At 73.4% G+C, this 18476-nt stretch carries 10 protein-coding genes; 7 read left to right on the top strand and 3 right to left on the bottom strand.

Annotated elements, in window-relative coordinates; genetic code table 11:
• Positions 1-62: 62 nt before the first annotated feature.
• From RV986_RS09380 to RV986_RS09410, 7 genes are all read left to right on the top strand, one after another.
• Positions 63-2711: a hypothetical protein gene (locus tag RV986_RS09380; protein ID WP_475916950.1), complete on the top strand. Its 2649-nt coding sequence runs from the start codon at positions 63-65 to the stop codon at positions 2709-2711.
• A gap of 1 nt (position 2712) precedes the next feature.
• The gene (locus RV986_RS09385; RefSeq protein WP_475916951.1) at positions 2713-6261 is read left to right on the top strand and encodes a hypothetical protein; all 3549 of its coding nucleotides are present in this window, start codon (positions 2713-2715) and stop codon (positions 6259-6261) included.
• On the top strand, positions 6261-7997 hold the full coding sequence (locus tag RV986_RS09390) for a hypothetical protein (protein WP_475916952.1): 1737 nt from the start codon (positions 6261-6263) through the stop codon (positions 7995-7997). The genes RV986_RS09385 and RV986_RS09390 overlap by 1 nt, the downstream gene beginning before the upstream one ends.
• 28 nt (positions 7998-8025) lie before the next feature.
• The gene (locus RV986_RS09395; RefSeq protein ID WP_475916953.1) at positions 8026-9477 is read left to right on the top strand and encodes a hypothetical protein; all 1452 of its coding nucleotides are present in this window, start codon (positions 8026-8028) and stop codon (positions 9475-9477) included.
• Positions 9474-10820 carry a protein phosphatase 2C domain-containing protein gene (locus RV986_RS09400; protein WP_475916954.1) on the top strand — a complete coding sequence of 449 codons (1347 nt, stop codon included), beginning with the start codon at positions 9474-9476 and terminating at the stop codon, positions 10818-10820. Before RV986_RS09395 ends, RV986_RS09400 begins: the two co-directional genes overlap by 4 nt.
• A 123-nt stretch (positions 10821-10943) precedes the next feature.
• Positions 10944-12866, top strand: coding sequence for a CHAT domain-containing protein (locus RV986_RS09405; RefSeq protein WP_475916955.1), 1923 nt, complete (start codon positions 10944-10946; stop codon positions 12864-12866).
• Complete coding sequence (locus RV986_RS09410) at positions 12863-14014, top strand: ComEC/Rec2 family competence protein (RefSeq protein ID WP_475916956.1); 1152 nt, start codon at positions 12863-12865, stop codon at positions 14012-14014. The genes RV986_RS09405 and RV986_RS09410 overlap by 4 nt, the downstream gene beginning before the upstream one ends.
• Here the strand turns inward: RV986_RS09410 and RV986_RS09415 are convergent.
• The 3 genes from RV986_RS09415 to RV986_RS09425 all read right to left on the bottom strand — a co-directional run bounded on the left by RV986_RS09415 (position 13962) and on the right by RV986_RS09425 (position 18207).
• Positions 13962-14864: a hypothetical protein gene (locus tag RV986_RS09415; RefSeq protein ID WP_475916957.1), complete on the bottom strand. Its 903-nt coding sequence runs from the start codon at positions 14862-14864 to the stop codon at positions 13962-13964. The two genes, RV986_RS09410 and RV986_RS09415, sit on opposite strands and share 53 nt — an antisense overlap.
• 78 nt (positions 14865-14942) lie before the next feature.
• Positions 14943-16250, bottom strand: a complete 1308-nt coding sequence (locus RV986_RS09420; protein WP_475916958.1) for a CHAT domain-containing protein — start codon at positions 16248-16250, stop codon at positions 14943-14945.
• A gap of 91 nt (positions 16251-16341) precedes the next feature.
• Positions 16342-18207 carry a hypothetical protein gene (locus RV986_RS09425; protein WP_475916959.1) on the bottom strand — a complete coding sequence of 622 codons (1866 nt, stop codon included), beginning with the start codon at positions 18205-18207 and terminating at the stop codon, positions 16342-16344.
• Positions 18208-18476 lie beyond the last annotated feature (269 nt).

Genomic DNA, 18476 nt, shown 5'->3' on the forward strand with positions numbered 1-18476 from the left:
CCGGGCCGTATGTATCCACCCAGCCAGCCAGCCAGCCACAGCCCAACGGAGCGTGGAGCATCGTGACCGTCTTCCAGAAGAACCCGAGCCTTTCGGAGCTGCGAGAGTTCACCACCCAGACCCTGGCCATGCTCAGCGAGCAGAACATCCCCGACACACCCGAGGCCTACGAGTCGCGGGACCGGATCCAGGCACTCGCGGCGGAACTCGACGCGCGACTCAACGCACCGGTCACCATCGGCGTGGTGGGTGAGTACTCGGTCGGCAAGTCCCTGCTCCTCGGCACGCTGCTGGGCAAGCCCGATCTGCTGCCGGTGGAGGCCGGACCCAGCACCGGCAACATCACCGTGCTGGAACTGTCGCGCGGCGAACCGGGCTCCCCGACGACCGCCGACGACAACGCGGACGTCGCCCTCCTCACCGAGAAGCAGCTCGCCGCGTGTGTGGGAGCCGTCCTCGACGACCTGGTCCGGGTGCTGGACGAGCGGCACCCGCAACTCGGCGCAGGTCTCGCGCTCGGCGGCTACAACCCCGTGACGGACCCGCGCGGCTGGGCCCCCTTCGAGGCGTGGTACCCGCGGCTGTGGCCCGCTCCGGGCGGACCGGTCGCGTACGAGGCGATCGGCGCCGCGTACCGGGACGCCGTCACCGAACTGTGCCGGATCCGGGACGCGGCCCTGAGCCAGCGTGATCTGCTCGGCACGTCCGTCGGCGTGTCGAGCGCGGCGGTCAGGGCGGCGCTGCTCCTCGGAGCGGCCGAACGCACCCCCGAGACCCCGCCCAAGCGGGTCGTGCAGCCCTTCGACACGGCTCAGCTCAAGAACTCCGACCCCGCGGTCGCCGCGGAGGTGCTGCGCCGCGCGTTCCCGCTGGTCGAGAAGGTGACGCTGCGGGTCACGGTCTCCCCCGACCACTGGGACCTGGCGGGGCTGATCTCGCAGGACACCGCGGTACGGCTGCTGGACTTCCCGGGCATCAACGCCGCTGGTTCCTACGGCCGCGACACCTTCCTCAGCCGCCGCGAGCTGGTGTCCGTACACACCATCCTGCTGGTCATCAGTGCCGTACGCCCCGAATCGAAGGGCGCCTCGGCCTTCTGGGACATGCTCACCGAGGACGGGCGGGAGCCGCAGGCCCTGGCCAGCGCGGCCCTCGTCGCGGCCAACGCCTTCGACCTGGCCAAGCCGCCCGCGCTGCGCGAGGTGCCGGAGGGACCGTTGCCGCTGCGGCGGCTGCTGTCGCACTCGGCCGAGGTCAACGGCGTACACGTGTACGGGAACAAGTTCGTGCAGCACCGCGAGGACGGCATCGTCGTCGTCTCGTCGATCGCGGCCGTCCGCGCGCATCAACTCCCCTACACCGAGACGTCCCCGGAGACCCGTGACCGGATCCGCAAGGCACTGGAGGATCTCGACCCGCCGGGCGCCAAACGGTGGGAGAGGATCGCCGACCGGCTGCGCCAGGCCGACGAGGCCAACCCGTGGACGGACCGGCTGCGCGCCTATGACAACGACGGCGGAATCCAGCGGCTGCGCCTGCTGATCGACAGCCATGTGCGCCGGCACGGTCTGGAGCAGAAACTGGAGCGGGCCCGCAGCTCGCATCGCAAGCTCTGGCGCGAACTGACCGTGCTGCAAAGGCTCGTCCGGCGGGCCTCGGGCGGCGAGCAGCCCGAGGAGTACCGCGAACTGGCCGAGAAACTCTCCGAGTTGCGCGCACTGCTCGATCTGATGCTGCCGACGCTGTATCAGCTCAGCAGTCCCGCGCAGCGCGGGAACGGCCCGCACGACGCCTCGTACGCCGCGGAACTCGGCGGACGGCCGCCCCACCGCGAGGAGATCGCGGAGTCGGTGCGCGACGACGTCTTCGACTGGCGGGAGTGGCAGGAACTGCTGGGCCGGGCCGAGCGCGACCGCGGCCACCTGGTGCCCCGCAGCCAACCTCCCGTGCAGGGCGGTATCGCCATCGAGGTGCGGCCCGGCCAGAAGAAGGCCGTCGTGGCGGACTCGCCGGGGATCGAGGAGTCGGCGGACGTGACGGGCACCTTCCTGGAGAAGTTCGGCACGCTGGTCGACCGGCGCTCCGACGACGAGCACGACCGGTTGCGCGTCTGGTTCGACAACTGGGCGGTCTACTGGCAGGACGAGTTCGGGCCGCTGCGCGAGTGGATGGCGGACCCCGCGACCGACGCCCTGCTCAGCGAGCTGTTCACCCGGCTGCGCGGCAGCACGCAGCGCGCCGACGGGCAGTTGAACCACCTGTGGACGGCCCTGAACCCGGTGAAGGCGAGGCAGCGGGTCCAGGAACTGGCGTCCGTGCCCGGCCCGACGGAGGCGGAGCGGGAGAACCGCTTCCCGATGCGCGCCCCGCACGCGCTGCCCTGGGACCACCGCACGCCCCGGCTGGAGGACCAGCGCTCCGAAGAACGCGAACGGCACCCGCTGCTGGTGGTCCAGCTGCGCCAGCACACCGCGGACGCCGCCGCCCGGCTCGTCACCGAACACCTCGGCCGCACCGTCGCCCTGATCGAGAAAGACCTGGTCGCCCTCTACTCGAAGACCGTCGAGTACCTGCCCCGGGAGAACGAGGTACGCCCGCCCCGCCGACCCCTCGGGACCGAGCCGCCCACCGCCGGGGACGGTACCGGCGCCGACGAGGCACCGGACGGAGAACCCATCGACATCCTGATCCGAGCCTGGAGCGACAACTGACATGAGCACCGAGCTGAGCATCGTCTTCCGCGCCCCGCACACCGATCCCGCGTCGGGCGTGATCCCGCTGGGCCGCAGGCAGTTCCGCCTGTACACGGGCCCGGGCGGCATAGCGCTGCCCGAGGTCGTCCTGGAACAGGAGGGCACGGGCGGCAGCCGCATGGTGACCGTGCATCTGCCCGCCCGCATCGAGGTCCTCACCCCCAGCGGCGGCCTGGTGCCGCCACAGCTGGCGCAGGCCCTGGTCGACTGCTGGGTGCCCCAGCAGTACACGTCGATCACCGTGGAGGGGCCGCGCACCCTGTCCGACGACGCCAGGCTGCCCACGGCCCTGGTGCACCCCGTGTCCGGGCCGCCGCCCGCCCCGGGCGAGGAGCCCTTGCGGGTCGACGTGCACTGGAGCGTCGACTACGCCTCCGTCGAACACGCGGGAACCGCGCACGGCCGGGTCATGCTGGAGTTCGCGCCACCGGGCGAGGAGCCCGGTGCGGCGCCGTCACCGGAGGACGACGACGAGTTCCTGACCCTGCGCGATGTCACGGGCAGCACGCACGAACACGAGTTCATCGTGGTCGACTTCGGGACCACGGCCTCCACGGCCACCCTGCACGACCCGACCCGGATCAAGGCGCAGCTGGTCGACCCGGCGCAGGCCCGCTCCCTGACGGAGCTGCTGAGGGACCTGCTCGCACCGCCCGCCGGCGCCCCCACCGAGTGGCGCAAGGAAGTGGACGCGCTGCTCGCCGGGTCGGTCGAACTGCCGCGCAGGGGAGCCCGGCTGAGCGGCGCCGAGGCGCTGGCGCGGCTGAGCGACTCCGATGTCGCCGACGCGCTGATGCTGCGCGTGGAGGCCATCCGCGAGCAGGCAGGACCGGAGCTGCGCCGCTGGCTCAACCGGCGGCTGCACACCGGGTACGCGGAGGTCATCGGCACTCCGCCGCTGAACCGGCACGCGCTCAAGGCCGTCGAGTACCCGGACGACTCCGGCCGCCTCACCGACGCCCCGTCCAGTGCGCTGCGTGAGCTGGAGTACGCCGACGGCGTCGTGCCCGAGCACCCCCGGGACCGCGGCTTCGCCCTGTGCGGGAACGGCCCCGAGGGGCTGCCCGGCGTCAAGGGACTCACGGGCATCAAGAGGGCGGCGCTGCAGCTCACTCCGGAGCCGGTCGCGGACTCCGACCTGTCCGCCGACCATCTGGCCCAGCACATGTACCTCCTCCTGGTCGACGGCGCCGAGCAGACCACGTACAACCCGGCCCTGGACACGATCAGCCGGATGGCCACGGTCGTCGTGACGTATCCGACGACGATCCTGCCGGAGGTCAAGGAGAAGCTGGAGAAGCTCGTCCGCACGGCGCTCGGCGGTCCGCGTGTCGTCATGGACTTCGACGAGGGGCTGGCGGCCGGGCTGTACTTCCTGATGGGCGGCCTGACCGACAACCTCAACGCGGGCCTGGAGTCACTGCGTGCCTGCTGCCGCCGGGTCGGGGACAACCCGCCCACGTGGCAGCGGGTGATGCTGGTGGTCGACATCGGGGGCGGCACCACCGACATCGCGCTGCTGCGGCTGACCCTGGTCGACCAGACGCCGGCGCTCAGCGAGGACCAGGAGTTCGTCGCGGGCCGCGACTACCGGCTGGAGCCCGAGCTGCTGGGGTCCACGGGCCACGAACGGCTCGGCGGCGACCTGCTGACGCTCCAGGTCTTCTACTGGATCAAGGCACGGCTGGTGGACGAGCTGAGCACCCCGGCCTCCCCGTACGGGACCGACAAGGACGACGGGAGCGACCCGGGCTACGGGAACGACCGGGGCTACGGGGACGATCAGGTTTACGGGTCAGGGGTCGAGGAGCGTGCCGCGGCCGGGCACGGTGGCGTACCGCGGCGCGCGTACGCCGACGCCGTGGTCGAGCGGGCGGCCGACGAATTGGACACGATCGTCTCCCCCGAGGTCGGCGCGGTCCTGGCGGAGGCACTGCCCACGGACTGGGCCGTGGTCGGCGACGCGGCCGAGCGCGACGAACGCAAGACCCGGTTCGAGCTGCTGTGGCGGCTCGCCGAGCTCAAGAAGCGCGAGCTGAGTGCCCCGGGCGCGGTGGACGCCGTACTGGAGCCGGAGAAGGTCGCGGACGTCCTGAACGCCGGCCCGCACCACCGGCTGGGCGCGGTGCAGGGCCAGATCACCCTGGACGCCGGGCAGTTCGGCAAGCTGGTGCAGCCCGTGCTGCGGCGGGCCGCCGCGCTCGGCGCCGACCTCGTACGCGGCTCGTTCCGCCGGATCCACGAGGAGAACGAGGAGCGGCGCGAGAAGGGCCTGCCGGAGCTGCCCGAACCCCTGCTCGACCAGGTGGTGCTGTCGGGCCGTACGAGCCGCATGGCCCAGCTCAAGCAGGAGGTCGAGGCGGTGCTGCGGCAGGACGGCGCGGACGGCGGCGACGGCGGCGACGGTCTCGGCCGGCTCAGGTCCACCCAGGTGTCGGCCGAGGTGAAGTTCGCCAAGCAGGTCACCTCGCTCGGCGCGGCCTGGGCGCACTCGGTGCGCAACGTCGCCGGACAGGTCGAGCGCAACCACACCAAGGGCGGACGCGCCGGGGCCACCATCCGGCTGAGCGATCTGGACATCAGGCTGCAGGGGCTGTTCTCCAGCCTGCCCTGCGACTTCGGCCCGCGCGGCCAGATGGACCGGGTCACTCCGCTGCTGCGGGCGGGCGATCCCTACGTCGAACTCGACAGGTCGGGGCGGCTCGGGGTGCGCACCGGCTGGCACGCCCTCAGCCGGGTGCTGTCCCTCCACCGCTACATCGGCTCGGGCGACTCCCTGCAGTGGGGCGTGTTCGACCTCGCCCTGGCGGCGAGCGCCGAGGGATTCACGCCCACGTCGTCGGTGTGGCGCCCGCCCAGCGGCAGCGGGCGCGGGGTGCAGTACCAGATCGAGATGGACAACCGGCTGGTGCCGTACATCCTGCTGTGCAACGGTCCGGCCCATCTGCTCGTCGACGGTCCCGGCATCGAGCTGGACGGAGCGGCGCCCGGGCTCGCCTTCGACGCCGAACTGCCGAGCTGCTCGGTGCCCGGCCGCATCTGTGTGAGCGCCGGCACCGACGACGACGGCGTGCGAAGGCTGGTGGAGGTGTTCCCGCCCTCCTCGCCCGACCACACCGGTGACGCGGCCGTGTCGGCCGACGGCTATCTGCCGGAGTCCTTCCACTCCACTCTCGACCTGCACGATCTGCCGATGCCGGGCCGCGTCGTACCGATCACGGTGCCGCCCACCGAGGTGAAGGGCACCTTCACCTACGAGTTCTTCCTCGACCGCGGTGACGGCTCGCCCGTCTTCCTGGGCTATCTCGCCGCGGTCCAGGACGGCCGGCACCACGCCAGCCTGGACGGGCGGGGACGACTGCGGGTGCACCGCGGCGTCGTGCCGTACCTGCCCGCCGAGACGCTGCGTCAGGTGGAGGAGGTTCCGGGCCGGGTGCTGCGCCGGCGCATGGACCGGCCCACCACCAACTTCAACCACCACTGGGACCCCAACAGCGGGAGGCACTGATGACCGACGCCCACGACCACGGGCCGAGCGGCGCCCACGCGCTGCGGCTCGGTGCCTTCGCCGAGGCCGCCACCGCCGTGCTGGACTCGCCCTCGGGGTGCCGTACGGCGCTGTTCGACGCGCTGCACCAGTGCTGGCAGTCCCTGCAGGGCGTGGCGGGCCACCTCCCGCCGTACGTGGACGACCCCCGTGAGGTCGTCGAGCATCTCGAACGGGCGCGTACGGAACTGGGGGTGGCACTGCGCGAGGCGGCGGCCCGCACGGCGCCCACGCCCGGTGGTCCCGCCGCGCGGGACACCGTCCCCGAGGGGACCGGAGCGGACCGGGGCGAGCGGACCGAACGGTCCGAACTGCCCGAACGACCTGAACGACCTGAACCGACCAAACCGGCCGAGGGGACGGAGCAGGTCGATCGGGTCGAGCAGGTCGAACAGACCGAGCGGACCGAAGTGGTCGGCCGATCGACGGAGGAGCACGAAGCACCGGCGCAGCAGGACCCACCGGGACCGGCGGGATCGGCAGGACCGGTGGACCTGCCGAACGGGCATGACGGAGCGGCAGGACCGGCGGCCCCCGCGGCGGCGGATCCCCCACAGGCACCGGATTCGCCCCACACTCCGGAGCCACCACGGGCGCCGTCCGCCCCCGGCGAGGACGGCACCCCCGACGCGACGACGCACGGCGGCGCGGAGCCCACCGCGGCCGTCGCGACCACGCGCGGTACGGAACCCACCGCGGCCGTCGCCGTGGCGGACCCGCTGACGGAGTTCGCCACCGCGCTGGACCGGCTGGAGGCGAACCTCCGCCGCGAACAGGTCCGCTATCTCCCGCCGCCGACCCAGGCCCGTCGGGACGACGGCGGCGGGGACCCCGCCGAGCTCGTCGCCCGGACCTGGCGGCGCGTCCACATGTCACTGCTGCGGCTTCCCTCCGCCGTCGCAGCGGAGTGGCGTACGACAGCGGCGGCCACGGCCGCCGACGCGGGCCACCCGGTGGCGGACGAGGACATCGCCGATCTCGACGTGATCGTCACCGGGCTGCCGCAGGACCTGTGCCCCGCGCAACGGCTGCCGCTGGACTTCACCGACCTGTCGGCCGCCGCCGCCGAGGCGCCCCCGAAGTTCCACAAGGCCCTCGGCCTCTCGGCGGCCGAGCTCGGAAAGCTCCCGCCCGGCGATCCCCGGCCGGCCTGGGCGGTGCGCGCCGCGCAGGCCGTGCGGCTGGCCGCACTCGACCCCGAACTGCAGGTCGCGCTCCACCACGACCACCAACCGGGCAGCCTCGCCACGGAGGAGAGCCGGGACAGCTACGAGCGCAGGCTGACCTCGCTCCTGCTCACCGCGGGGCAGGCACTGGGTGAGAAGGAGGGCTGGCCCAGGGAGAACAAACTGGGGGCCGCCCACCACCTGGACATGCTCCTGGGCGGCCTCGTGCACAAGCGCCCGGCCGCACCGGACAGTTGGTGGTACCAGTGGCGCACCCGGGTCTCCCGGATCCTGGCCCCGCTGGCCTCCGAGGCCAACTACGAGGTGATCATCAGGCCGTTGGAGGACCTGGGCCGGGACTTCGTGCGGCAGTACACGATCGAGGAGAGCGTGAAAGGGGTCCCCGGCTCCAGCGAACCCGAGGTGCAGTGGGTGGTGTGGACCATGCTGCGGCGCCAGAAGGGCTTCGGGCCCAACAAGCACAAGGGCCGAGTCGTCGTGCGCCCGGCCGAACCGGGCACCTGGCGGTGAGCGTCGACCTGGCGCCCGGCGGTGAGCGATGACCTCGCGCCCCGCCGCCACGCCGCATGGCGCCGCGTCCCTCGGCCGGCTGCTCGGCGCCTGCGCGACAGGCCGCGCGAACGGTCTCTCCCCGCAGTTGGTGGCGGACCTCACCGCACTGCACGATCCGTCGGGGAACCCGGCGCGGCGAGGCACCCTCGTGCTGCGGGTGACCGTTCTGCGCACCGGCGTCGCCGCCGCGGGGCTCGTCCCCGCGCTCACCGGGGTCCACCTGCCCGAACCCCCGGCCGCGGCCGACGTCGTACCCCTGGCCTACGCCCACCAGCCCTACGGAGAACCGGAGTTGAGCCTCCCGGACGGCCGGAGGCGAGCCCTGGACCGGCTGGCCCGGCTGCTCCTGCGGGACGGAACCGACGACCGTGGCAGCCGCACCGCCGCCGCGGACCGGTACGGCACGCTCACCTGGCTGCGGATCCGCGCGGAGCACGGACGGGACCGCTTCTTCGCCACGCGTTACCGGGGTGAGGACGCCGTGGCCCGTGCCTGGCGGCGGATACAGGACGTGACGGTGGCGGGCATGGCGCTCGACACCCGGGCCGCCGCCTCCGTACCGGACATACCGGACATACCGGCGACGCTCTCGGCGCAGTTCGCGGGCGGTCCACTGCCGTGGCCGCCGGCGGGCGACGGGGTGCGCCTGACGGTCACGGACCTGCCCGTGCCGCCGGACGGGGCCCTGCCCGTGTACGCCCTTGAGGTCCTGGACTCCTCCCACCTGGTGCTGGCCGCCGCACCGCACCCGCAGCTCGCGGGCCGGGAACCGCTGCCCGCCGTGTTCCCGGCGCTGCTCACGCGGTCCGTGGGCGGCCCCTGCCGACCGCTCACGGCCCTGGTGTCCTGCGTGTCCGAGCGGCACGGCGCCGACTTCCTCGCCGGTCTGGCCGGCTGGCTGCGCGGCACGCTCCCGCGCACCGTGGGGCCCTTCACCCGCGGCCTGCCCGTGCACGTGGTGTCGCTGCCACCCGCCGAGGACGCCCTGCGTGTGCTGCTGCGCCCGGCGGACCGGGCCTCGCCCGCCCTGGCGCGGGCCCGGGACGACTGGTCGGCGAGCGGACTGCCCGTCCTGTGCTCGGCCGCCCTCGCGCCCGCCCTGCGCCGTGCGCGCACGGCCGCGACCGAGCTCAGCACCCGCCGCTTCCGGGCGGCACTGCACGACATCCGGCTCGACGGGTACGACGTTCCGCGCGGCGCGGGCCGCGGACCGGCGACCGCGGCCGAGGTCCTCGCCTCGGGCGTGACCGCCGAACAACTGTGGGACGAACTGGACCGGTTCGCCGCGGTGCCACTGGCCGGGCGGGCCGTGCTGCGGCTCGCCCGGGCCGACGGATCCGGTACGTCCCCGGACCGGGACCGCGCATCCGCCGGACCCGTCGAGCCGTACGACCCTGCCGACGATCCACACGATTCACGGGGAGCCATCGGACCATGACCTCCACCACTTGGCTGATCGTCCTTCTCGTACTGTCGTTCGCGGTGAACACCGCGCTCGCCGTACGGCTGGTCCTGGCGGGCCGCGCCACGCCGCCGCCGCTGCCCGCTCCGGCCGTGCTGCCTCGGTCGGCGGAATCGGATCACGAACTCACCGCGCTGCGGGCCCAGTCGAAGTACACCCAGCAGGAGTTGGCCTCGGCCCACGAGCTGTTGCGGGGTCGCGACCTGGAACTGGCCCGGGTGCGCGCGATGCTGAAGGAGGCGCAGGACAGGGCGGCCGCGGCGGCCATGCAGCCCGCCGGTCTGCAACAGGAGCTGTACGCGGCGCGGCAGCGGGTGCGGACGCTGGAGGGCGAGCTGCGGACGCTGGCCCGGGAGCGGGACGACGCCCGCTCCGACGCGGACGGCCTGAAGCGGCGTCTCGCGGAGGCGGAGGCCGAGAGCGGGGCGCCGCTCGGTCCGAACGCGCTGACCCCGGCGATCCCCCGGCGGCTGCCGCTGGGCCGGGACGCGACGTCGGACAGCAGTGTCGACGGCGCGGACCTCGGACCGGTCGTCGTACGGGCGGCGTCGGTGCGCGGCGACCGCGCCCGGCACGAGGGTGAGCACCGGCGCGAGGCGTTCGTGCTCCGGTTCGTCGAGGAGATCCGGACGCCGACCCTGCTCAGCGCGGTGGCGGCGGGAGTCCCGCACGGCCGCTGGTCGCAGTCGGCGGCCGACCGTGCCTGCCGCAATCTCGCCGCCCAGGTCGCCCGTTACGGGGAGACGCTGGCCCAGCAGCTGTACGAGCCGTCCGGGTCGGACGACGATCTGACCGGGCTGCTGCGGACGGCGCTGCAGGGTGTCGGGCACTCCATGAGGCTGGTGACGCGCGGTGAGGGACCGGGTGGTGAGCCGGACGACGCCGCGATCGAGGTGGCGCTGACCGGGCTGCTGTCCCGCCTGGGCGACAGCCGGCAGCGGGAGCATGTGGCCTTCGGGATCGGGGACGGCGCGCTGATGGTGTTGCGCGACGGAGTCTGGACCCGGGTGTTCACGCCCGGCGAGACCGTGGCCGAGCGCGGTCTGCGGCTGCCCGCGGCCGCCCAGCAGGTGCGCTGCGTCCGGCTGACCACACGGCCGGGCGACCTGCTCGCGCTGTGCAGCTCGTCCCTGGCGGAGCTGCTGGAGCGCCCCGAGGCGGGCGAGTGGTTCGCCACCCGGTGGGCGGGGCGCCAGCCCTACCTCACCTCGTTCCTCTCCGAGGTCAATGTGCCGGTGCGGTCCCCCGGGGGCGACCGCACCGTCGTCTGCGTCTGGGACTTCGGGGACGCGCGGGAGACCCCGCCGGCGGACTCCTGACCCGCCATCCTTCGCACAGAGATCCACCACGGCGGTCGGCTCCGCCGAGCACTACTGGAATACGATGAAGTGAACGACATACGGGACACAACCATCACCCGCGCACCATCGAGGGGGCAGCCGATGGCCGCTCAGGACGCCGCCGCCGAACTGGTGCGGTTGTGGCCCGCGTTACCGCGGCTGGTCGGACACGACTGGCCACGGGTCCGTGCGGACGCACTGGCGCTGATCGACCGGCTCCGCCGTGCGCGCACCGACGAGGAGCGCGTCGAACACACCGAGTCCCTGCTGGAACTGCTGATCCCCTACCCGGAGGTGCGCGGCGTCCTCGGCGCCGCCTACCACAGCGGGCGGAGGTCGGTCGAGACCGGAGTGGAATCCGCCGACTGGGCGGCGCTGTGCCGGCTGCTGGAGGCGGCGGAACACGAGCAGTGGATCAACGCCCGGTTCGACGGCCGCTCCGGACCCCAGCCCCTGCGGGCCCACCACCCCCACCGGCTGATCCTCGGCGTCGACCGCTTCGCCCATCCGCACGCCTTCGCCTCCGCCCAACTCGGGCTGGCCACACCCCCCGGCGCGGACAGCGGAACCCTGACCGTCGCGGTGCACGGCGTTCCGGAAACCGTCCGGGTGGAGCCCGTGAAGCGGTCCCTGACGGTGGGACGGACGGTTCCGGCCCCGTCCGCCGAACCGGCCGAAGCGCTGTTCGACATCACGCTGTTGCGGGACGACCGACCGGTACGACTGCTGGCCGTCATCAGCACACCGGACGGCCGTCCGTCCCAGGTCCTGCCCATCACCGTGCATCCGGCGGGCGGCGTCGAACAGGAGACGCTGCTGCCACCGTGGAGGTCCGGCTCCGCCATCGCATCCGGCTCGGCCACCGACGAGGTCCCGGTCTCCGTCATCGTCGTCTCCGCCGGCGAAGTCCACCACATCGGTGTGAAAGGCCCCTCGGGTGCGGTCTGGGCGCAACTGCCGCACAGCCGGGACGAGCTGAACGCCCTGGCGCGGGACGTGCGGGCCGGCATCGGGGGCCTGTTGCTGGGACCGCGGGGGAAGCGGTACGAAGAATCGCTCGACATTCCGCAGGACATGTACCTGGCCGACCTGCGCACGGTGACCCGGTCGGGCATCCGGTTCTTCCGGGAACTGTTCCGTCCCGAAGGAGGGAGCCTCGATCTGAAGAAGGCCGGCGACACGCTCATCGCCGCACTCGGTGCCCTCGGCCCCGACGCGGCGCCGCGCGTCGAGATCGTCTCCAACGAACTCCACCTGCCCTGGCACCTCTTGTACGCCGCCACGGAGTACCAGGAGGAATCGGTGTCCCCGTACCGCCTCCTGGGAATCGGCGCTCAGCTCACGCTCGTCCCGCTGCAGAGCGCGCACCGGCACCGGGCGGAGGAGACGGAGCGGCCCGCGGCCGAGGTCACGGCCGTCATCGCGGTCAACACCGACATCGACCGCAGGGACAAGGACCGTCCGCGGGCCCTGGTGTCCGGGCAGGTCGACTACTGGCGGCGGCGCATCGCGGACCGTGCGGAGGTCCTGGACGACGAGGAGAAGGTGACCGAGGCCCTTCGGCAGCCGAAGCGTCCCGACTCCCTCTGGTACTTCTACTGCCATCTCACCTCCGACGAGCCGGACCGGCGGACGGACGACGCCGCCCTGGTCTTCACCGGTGAACGGCATCTACGGCTCAGAGACGCGAAGATCGACGCCCCGTCCGACGTACCCCTGCCGGGCGCCCCGCTCGTCGTCCTCAACGCCTGCACCTCGGCGACACCGGGGGCCGCGCTCCGCGCCGGCTTCCCGCCGTACTTCCTCGGCAAGGGGGCACGCGGTGTGATCTGCACGGACATCGAGGTCCCCACGGAGCTCGGTGCCGAATGGGCCCGCCGTTTCTTCGACCGGCTGCTGGCAGGGGTGCCCGTCACCACCGCCCTGCACCGTACGGCCCGCGACCTGCTGGAAGGCCACCGCAACCTGCTGTGTCTGCTCTACACGGCCTTCGGAACCGGGAACGTACGGCTGGTGGCCCCGTGATCAGCGTCGAGGCGCTGCCCGCGGCGCACGGGGACTGTCTGTGGGTCGAGTGGGACCACGGCCCCGACCGGCGCCGCATGCTCATCGACGGCGGCCCGGGAGGAACGCGGGCCCTGCCCGTCGGTCTGGCGGCACGCTTCGCCCGACAGCCCGAGGATCAGCGCGAGTTCGAACTCGTCGTGTGCAGCCACATCGACGACGACCACATCGCGGGGCTGCTTCCGCTGCTGACCGCGCCCCCCGAGAACTTCCGCGCCCACGACATCTGGTTCAACGCGCTCCAGCACACGGGTCCCGCCGACACGCTGGGCGTGCGCAGCGCCAACCGTCTGGTGGAGTGCCTGAGCCGTGACCGCCTCCCGTGGAACAGCCTCATGAACGGCGACGCGATCGCGGTCCCCACGCAGGGCGAGCTGCCCGAGGTGCGACTGCGCGGCCTCACGCTGACCCTGCTCTCGCCGGGGCCGACACAGCTCGAACGGCTGCGTACGGTGTGGAAGAAGCCCGCGCCTCAGCGGCTCCGCGCCGACCGGGATGTGCTGGGCGCCTCCGTCCCCCTCGACGACGTGGACGCACAGCGGCTCGCGGAGCTCGCCGCCCGTCCCTACCGTGCGGACCGCAATGCCGCGAACGGCTCCAGCATCGCCTTCCTCGCCGAGCACCCGGACGGCAGCCGGGTGCTGTTCGGCGCCGACGCCCACGCGGAGACCCTGGTCGCCTCACTGCGCCGGCTGTGGCACGGCAACGGTTTCCCGGTGTCCCTGGTCAAGGTGCCGCACCACGGCAGCGCGCACAATATGAGCCCCGCGCTGGCCGGCGCGCTGAGCTGCCACGACTGGCTGTTCTCCACCAACGGCGGGCGGGCCCACAGGTCGCGGACGGAGGCCGGACGCTCCACACACCCCGATCCCGAGGCGGCCGCACGCATCATGGTCAGGAACGCGGCGGCTCACCCCGAGGGCGTCGACGCACCGCACACCACCTTCTGGTTCAACCATCTCTCGCCGAGCACCGAGCGGTACGCGCGGCCGTCCCTGCGTGCGCTGGGTCTGCGCACCGAGTACCCGTACGAGGGCGGCGAGGGCGGCGAGGGCATCACCGTGCTCGTCTCCGGCGGGAGGGTGACACGCGGCGCCGGTCCCCTCTGACGGGCGCTCGCGGCCCGTCGGGTCGGTTCGCCGACGTGGGCCCGGGAACGGCGCCCGCGTCCGGCAGCGCGCAGGTCTCCAGCAGCCGTTCGGCGTACAGCCAGGCGGCGGACTCCACCCACAGAGGCCTGACCAGCAGGGCCCAGAAGGCGACCAGGCCGGCCTGGACGACGGCGAGGACCGCCAGCAGCGGCATCGCGGGCCGTCCCAGGTATCCGGCCGGCGTGAACAGCCACGCCACCGTGAGCGACAGCCCGAGGACCGCCGTCACCAGCGCGTACGGGCGCAGGCCGAGGGCGTTGCGCCGGAAGCCGTATTCGCAGTTCTGTTCCACGACCAGCTCGCTGCCCGGCAGGCCACGGGCCCGTGAGCGCAGCACCATGCCCACCGTGTCATAGACACGGTCGGCCGCCTCGGGGTCGGCGCGTTCCTCCTCCTCCGTGGGCAGGTGCAGCGGGGGTCCCGTGATCCGCTGCACGGCGGCGCGGAAGAACGCGCGCCGTGACGGGTCGCCGGGGCCGCGCCACCGCAGCAGTTGGACGGTGGGTTTCCCGCCCCAGGACCGGAACAGCTCCTGCTCGATCCGCTTGCCCCGGCTGCGTCCCAACTGGTCGGCGCAGAGCGGCAGTCCACTGCACAGCAGCAGGGCCCACAGCCAGTGGGCGCGCGGCAGGGAGGGCATTCCCGCGGCGAGCGGCAGCGCGACGGGAAGCAGGGCGATCAGTACCGGTCGCAGCCGCGCGCGGCGGCTGTACTTGTCGAAGAGCACCAGCAGTGCGCCATGGCCCATTGCCTCCTCCCACCGGTCCGCGTCCCCGGAGCAGCCGATCCGCAGTCCGAAAACGTGCATACCCCCGCGGATGGCCGCCCATGCGGCCGGTGGCGGCGGGCCGGTGGTCACCCCGGCCCGGCCGCTCGTGACGGCGGGTCACACCCCCACGTAGGCGAAGCCGGCCCAGTGGTCGGGGTGTTGGTAGGAGCGTGCCTTCGGATCACCGTGCAGGGTCAGGGCGAGCGAGAAGCGTCTGCCGGCCTTCCGCGGCAGCCAGGGTTCGTCCGCGGCCAGGGCGTCGGCGTACCGGCGCTGCTTCTCCTCGTTCGTGGTGTCCCGCATCCACACCTGTGCCCCGATGAGCGCCCGCGGGGGCGGCACGGGGCTGTCCTGGTGGCGCCAGCGGCGGTAGAACTCCGTCATCAGCATCGCCGTGGCCACGTCCCCGACCTCCCAGAGGGAGGCGAGCACCCCCGCGGCCCCGGCCTGGAGCAGCCCGGTGGGCAGGGACACGACCTCGTCGGGCAGGTCCGTGCCCGGGACGGAGGTCTCGCAGGCCGACAGTACGGCGAGCCGCAACCGCAGCCGCATGGCCAGCAGGTCCCTCAGCCGCAGCCGGTCGGTCCCGGCGAGCAGCAGATGGCTGTTCAGCGGTTCGGCGAGGTCCACCTCGCCGTGGCAGGCCAGGTGCGCGACATCGGCGCGCCGCAGTGCGGCGGAGACCGCCGGTGAGTCGGCCGCGGCGCCTTCCAGCGGTTCGCAGTGCGCGGGAAAGGCGGCCCGGGCGGCCGCTGCCTCGGTACCGGCGTACTCCAGCGGCCTCGCGGGCGGTGTCCGCAGCGGGTCCGCGACGGTGACCAGCCGCTCCGCCGGGCCCTGGGCCATGGCCCGGGCGGCGCTCAGGGCGCGGGCGTTGGGTACGTAGTTGAGGGTGAGGTGATCGAGCGCGTACCGGCGTCCGGTCGGTCCGGCGGGGTCGTCGGTCCACGCGGCGTGCAGGGGCAGCAGACCGAGGCGCCCTCCCGCGACGAGGGTGGCGGCGCCGCCCGGCGGGATCCGTAGCAGGACGGGTTCCATCACGGCGGGCCACAGCCAGCGGGTGATGTCGTCGAGTTCCGTACGCCAGGCGACCGCGGCGCGGGGTGCGGTGTCCTTGTCGTCGCCGTGAGCGGCGAGATAGGCGGTCACGCGCTCGCGGAGATCCTGCGCCGTCAACAGCGGCAGGGGCACGTGCTCGACGTCCGTCCCCCGCACGATCAGAGCCACGCCGCCCAGTTCGGCCGCCGCGAGGTAGACGAGCGGCGGACCGGAGGCGGCGGCCGCGATGTCGTCCATCGTGGGCGGCGCGAGGAACGAGGCGAATTCCCGGACGCCGTCGATCTCGACGTTCTGGATGTCCTTGACGACCTGGTCCAGTTCACGGCGTGCGGCGCGGATCTCCTCGACGCGCTCGTCGTGGGTCACGGCTGTTCCTCCTTCTGTTTGCCTGTTTGCGGGCACCCGTCCCGTCGCCCATCCCGTCCGTCCGTCCCGTCCGTCGCGGTCTTCTCGTCGGTCATACGGCAGCCGGTACGAGCGCGTTCGTGGCCTGTTCCAGCCGGAGCAGGGCCTGTTCGTAGCGGTCGGCCAGGGCGGGGGCGGCCGCCCGCAGCGTGTCCAGGGCGAACCGCTCACGGTCCAGTGCCTCGGCGAGGATGACGGCCCGCCCCCCTTCGACGGCGACGGCGGCACGCCGCGGATCTCCCGCCACCGCGTGGGCGTAGGCCGCCCGCCGTCCGACCGTGGAGGCGTCGGCCAGCACGGTCTCCTTGTCCTCGCGGGTGACCTGGGTGACCGTCACCCGGTGCAGCAGCGCCAGCATCGCGTCGTACGCCTCTCCCGCGTCGCGCAGCCGGCGGCCCGCCCACGCCCAGTCGGCCCAGCGGCGGGCCGCGTCGAGGGCGGCACCCGGCATGACCTGTTCCAGGGCCCGGACCGCCTGCCGGGAGCAGCTCGTGGCCTCGGCGCCGTGGTCGCTCAGGCCGGTGGCCCCCGCACGGACGAGCAGCACCTGGGCGAGAGCGGCGGAGGCGAGGGCCCGTTGAGCGGTCCCGCCGGCCAGCCGCCGGACGGCCGTGGTGCGCAGTTCCAGCGCCTTCGCGAAGTCCTCGGCGCGGTGGTCCCTGGCCGCGCGCAGCAGCAGGGCGTCGGCGTAGCGGTCACGGGCGGCCGGAAGGATGTCCGGGCGCCGGTCGGGCGAGCGCAGTACCCGTTCCAGCAGGGTGACCGCCTCGTCGAGGTCACGCGGTGCCCGCGGGGTGGTCTCGGTGTACCGGTGCAGCAGACCGGTGGCGAGCTGTACCGCGGCGCCGGGAACATGCACCCCGAGGGCCACTCGGACGGCTTCACGAGCCAGTTGTACGGCGGCGGCGACGTCCTGGCCGGCGGCGGCCGGGTCGGTGCGCCGGCGCCGCTGTGCCCGGGCGAGCCGGTGATGGGCGGCGTCGCACAGCAGCGGGGCGCGGGACGGATCGCCGGGCGCGACCCCGTCGAGCGCACGGTCGGCCAGGCGGATCGCACGGTCGGTCTCGTGGAGCCGGCCGGTGACCGCCGCCGACACCGCGGACCGCACGGCGGACAGCTGATCCGTGTGCCCCGGGGCGTCGAGGCCGGGAAGCGGCCGCGGGGCATGCGGTCCGGTTCCGGGGTCGGGTGTCGTGTCCAGTGCGCCGGGATCGCTGCCGACCCGGAACAGCTCCTGACGCGCTGCCTCCAGATTGATGCGCAACGCGTCCCGGAAGCCGACGATCGCGGCAGCCGTGCCCGCCGCCTCCAGTTCCTCCAGCAGATCCACGGCCCGCCGGGCGTCCGCGGGGTCGGTGCTGATCCTGCGGCATCGCTCCACCAGGGCGAGGGCCAGTCCCATGGTGAGGGTGGCACGGACCGCCTCCTCCAGCCGGGGCCCCGCGAGCGCCCGGTCGAGATGGTCCACGGCGCGTTCGAGGTCCTCGGGAAGGCCGCGCAGTTCGTACAGCGTCAGGAAGGCGAGCCCTGACTCGCCCAGCGCGGCCGCGTGCTCCCTGGAACCCGCGCGCAGCCCGTCGAGGACGCCCCGCCACAGCGCGATGGCCTCGTCCTGCGCGACCACGGTGCGGTGGTACGACAGACAGGTGCCGAGGTTGCCGTCGGCCCTACGGCGCTCCGGACGGCCCTCGGGGACGAGGGCGACCGCCTCCCGGGCGAAGGCCACGGCGTTCTCCCGGTCCCGGTGTTCCCCGGTGCAGCGGTACATGGCCAGATACGCCTCGGACACCTCCGACAGGGCCACCGCCCGTCGCAGTGCCGGACTGCCGGGGCCCGGCAGCGACGCGCGGGCCCGACGCAGCAGTTCCGGCACGCGGTCGCAGGGGATCTGCTCGACCGGCAACCGGCCCAGGTCCACATCGGCTCCCTCGGTCGTGGATCGGGATCGCTGTCCTCCGGTGAACGGCGCGGGGCGCGCGAGCGGGCGCGGTCGGCCCCGGCGGGGCGCGTTCCGGGCGGAGAGCGAGCCCAGTGTGGACCAGCGACGGCGCGTGCGCTCCCTGAACGGCGAACTCTCACCGGGAGGGGGGAAGTTATCCGCAAAGCGGGACGGAGAGGTTTCCCCGACCGCTACAGTGCGCGCCGGGGAAGCACAAAAACGCACCACCGTACGAAACAGCAGTACAG

Source organism: Streptomyces sp. RLA012 (assembly GCF_056270325.1).

What these genes read in the sequence shown, in the direction of transcription:
- RV986_RS09385 (WP_475916951.1), top strand. Translation starts at nt 2,713, where the DNA reads ATGAGCACCGAGCTGAGCATCGTCTTCCGCGCCCCGCACACCGATCCC.
- RV986_RS09390 (WP_475916952.1), top strand. Translation starts at nt 6,261, where the DNA reads ATGACCGACGCCCACGACCACGGGCCGAGCGGCGCCCACGCGCTGCGG.
- RV986_RS09395 (WP_475916953.1), top strand. Translation starts at nt 8,026, where the DNA reads ATGACCTCGCGCCCCGCCGCCACGCCGCATGGCGCCGCGTCCCTCGGC.
- RV986_RS09400 (WP_475916954.1), top strand. Translation starts at nt 9,474, where the DNA reads ATGACCTCCACCACTTGGCTGATCGTCCTTCTCGTACTGTCGTTCGCG.
- RV986_RS09405 (WP_475916955.1), top strand. Translation starts at nt 10,944, where the DNA reads ATGGCCGCTCAGGACGCCGCCGCCGAACTGGTGCGGTTGTGGCCCGCG.
- RV986_RS09415 (WP_475916957.1), bottom strand. Translation starts at nt 14,864, where the DNA reads ATGCACGTTTTCGGACTGCGGATCGGCTGCTCCGGGGACGCGGACCGG.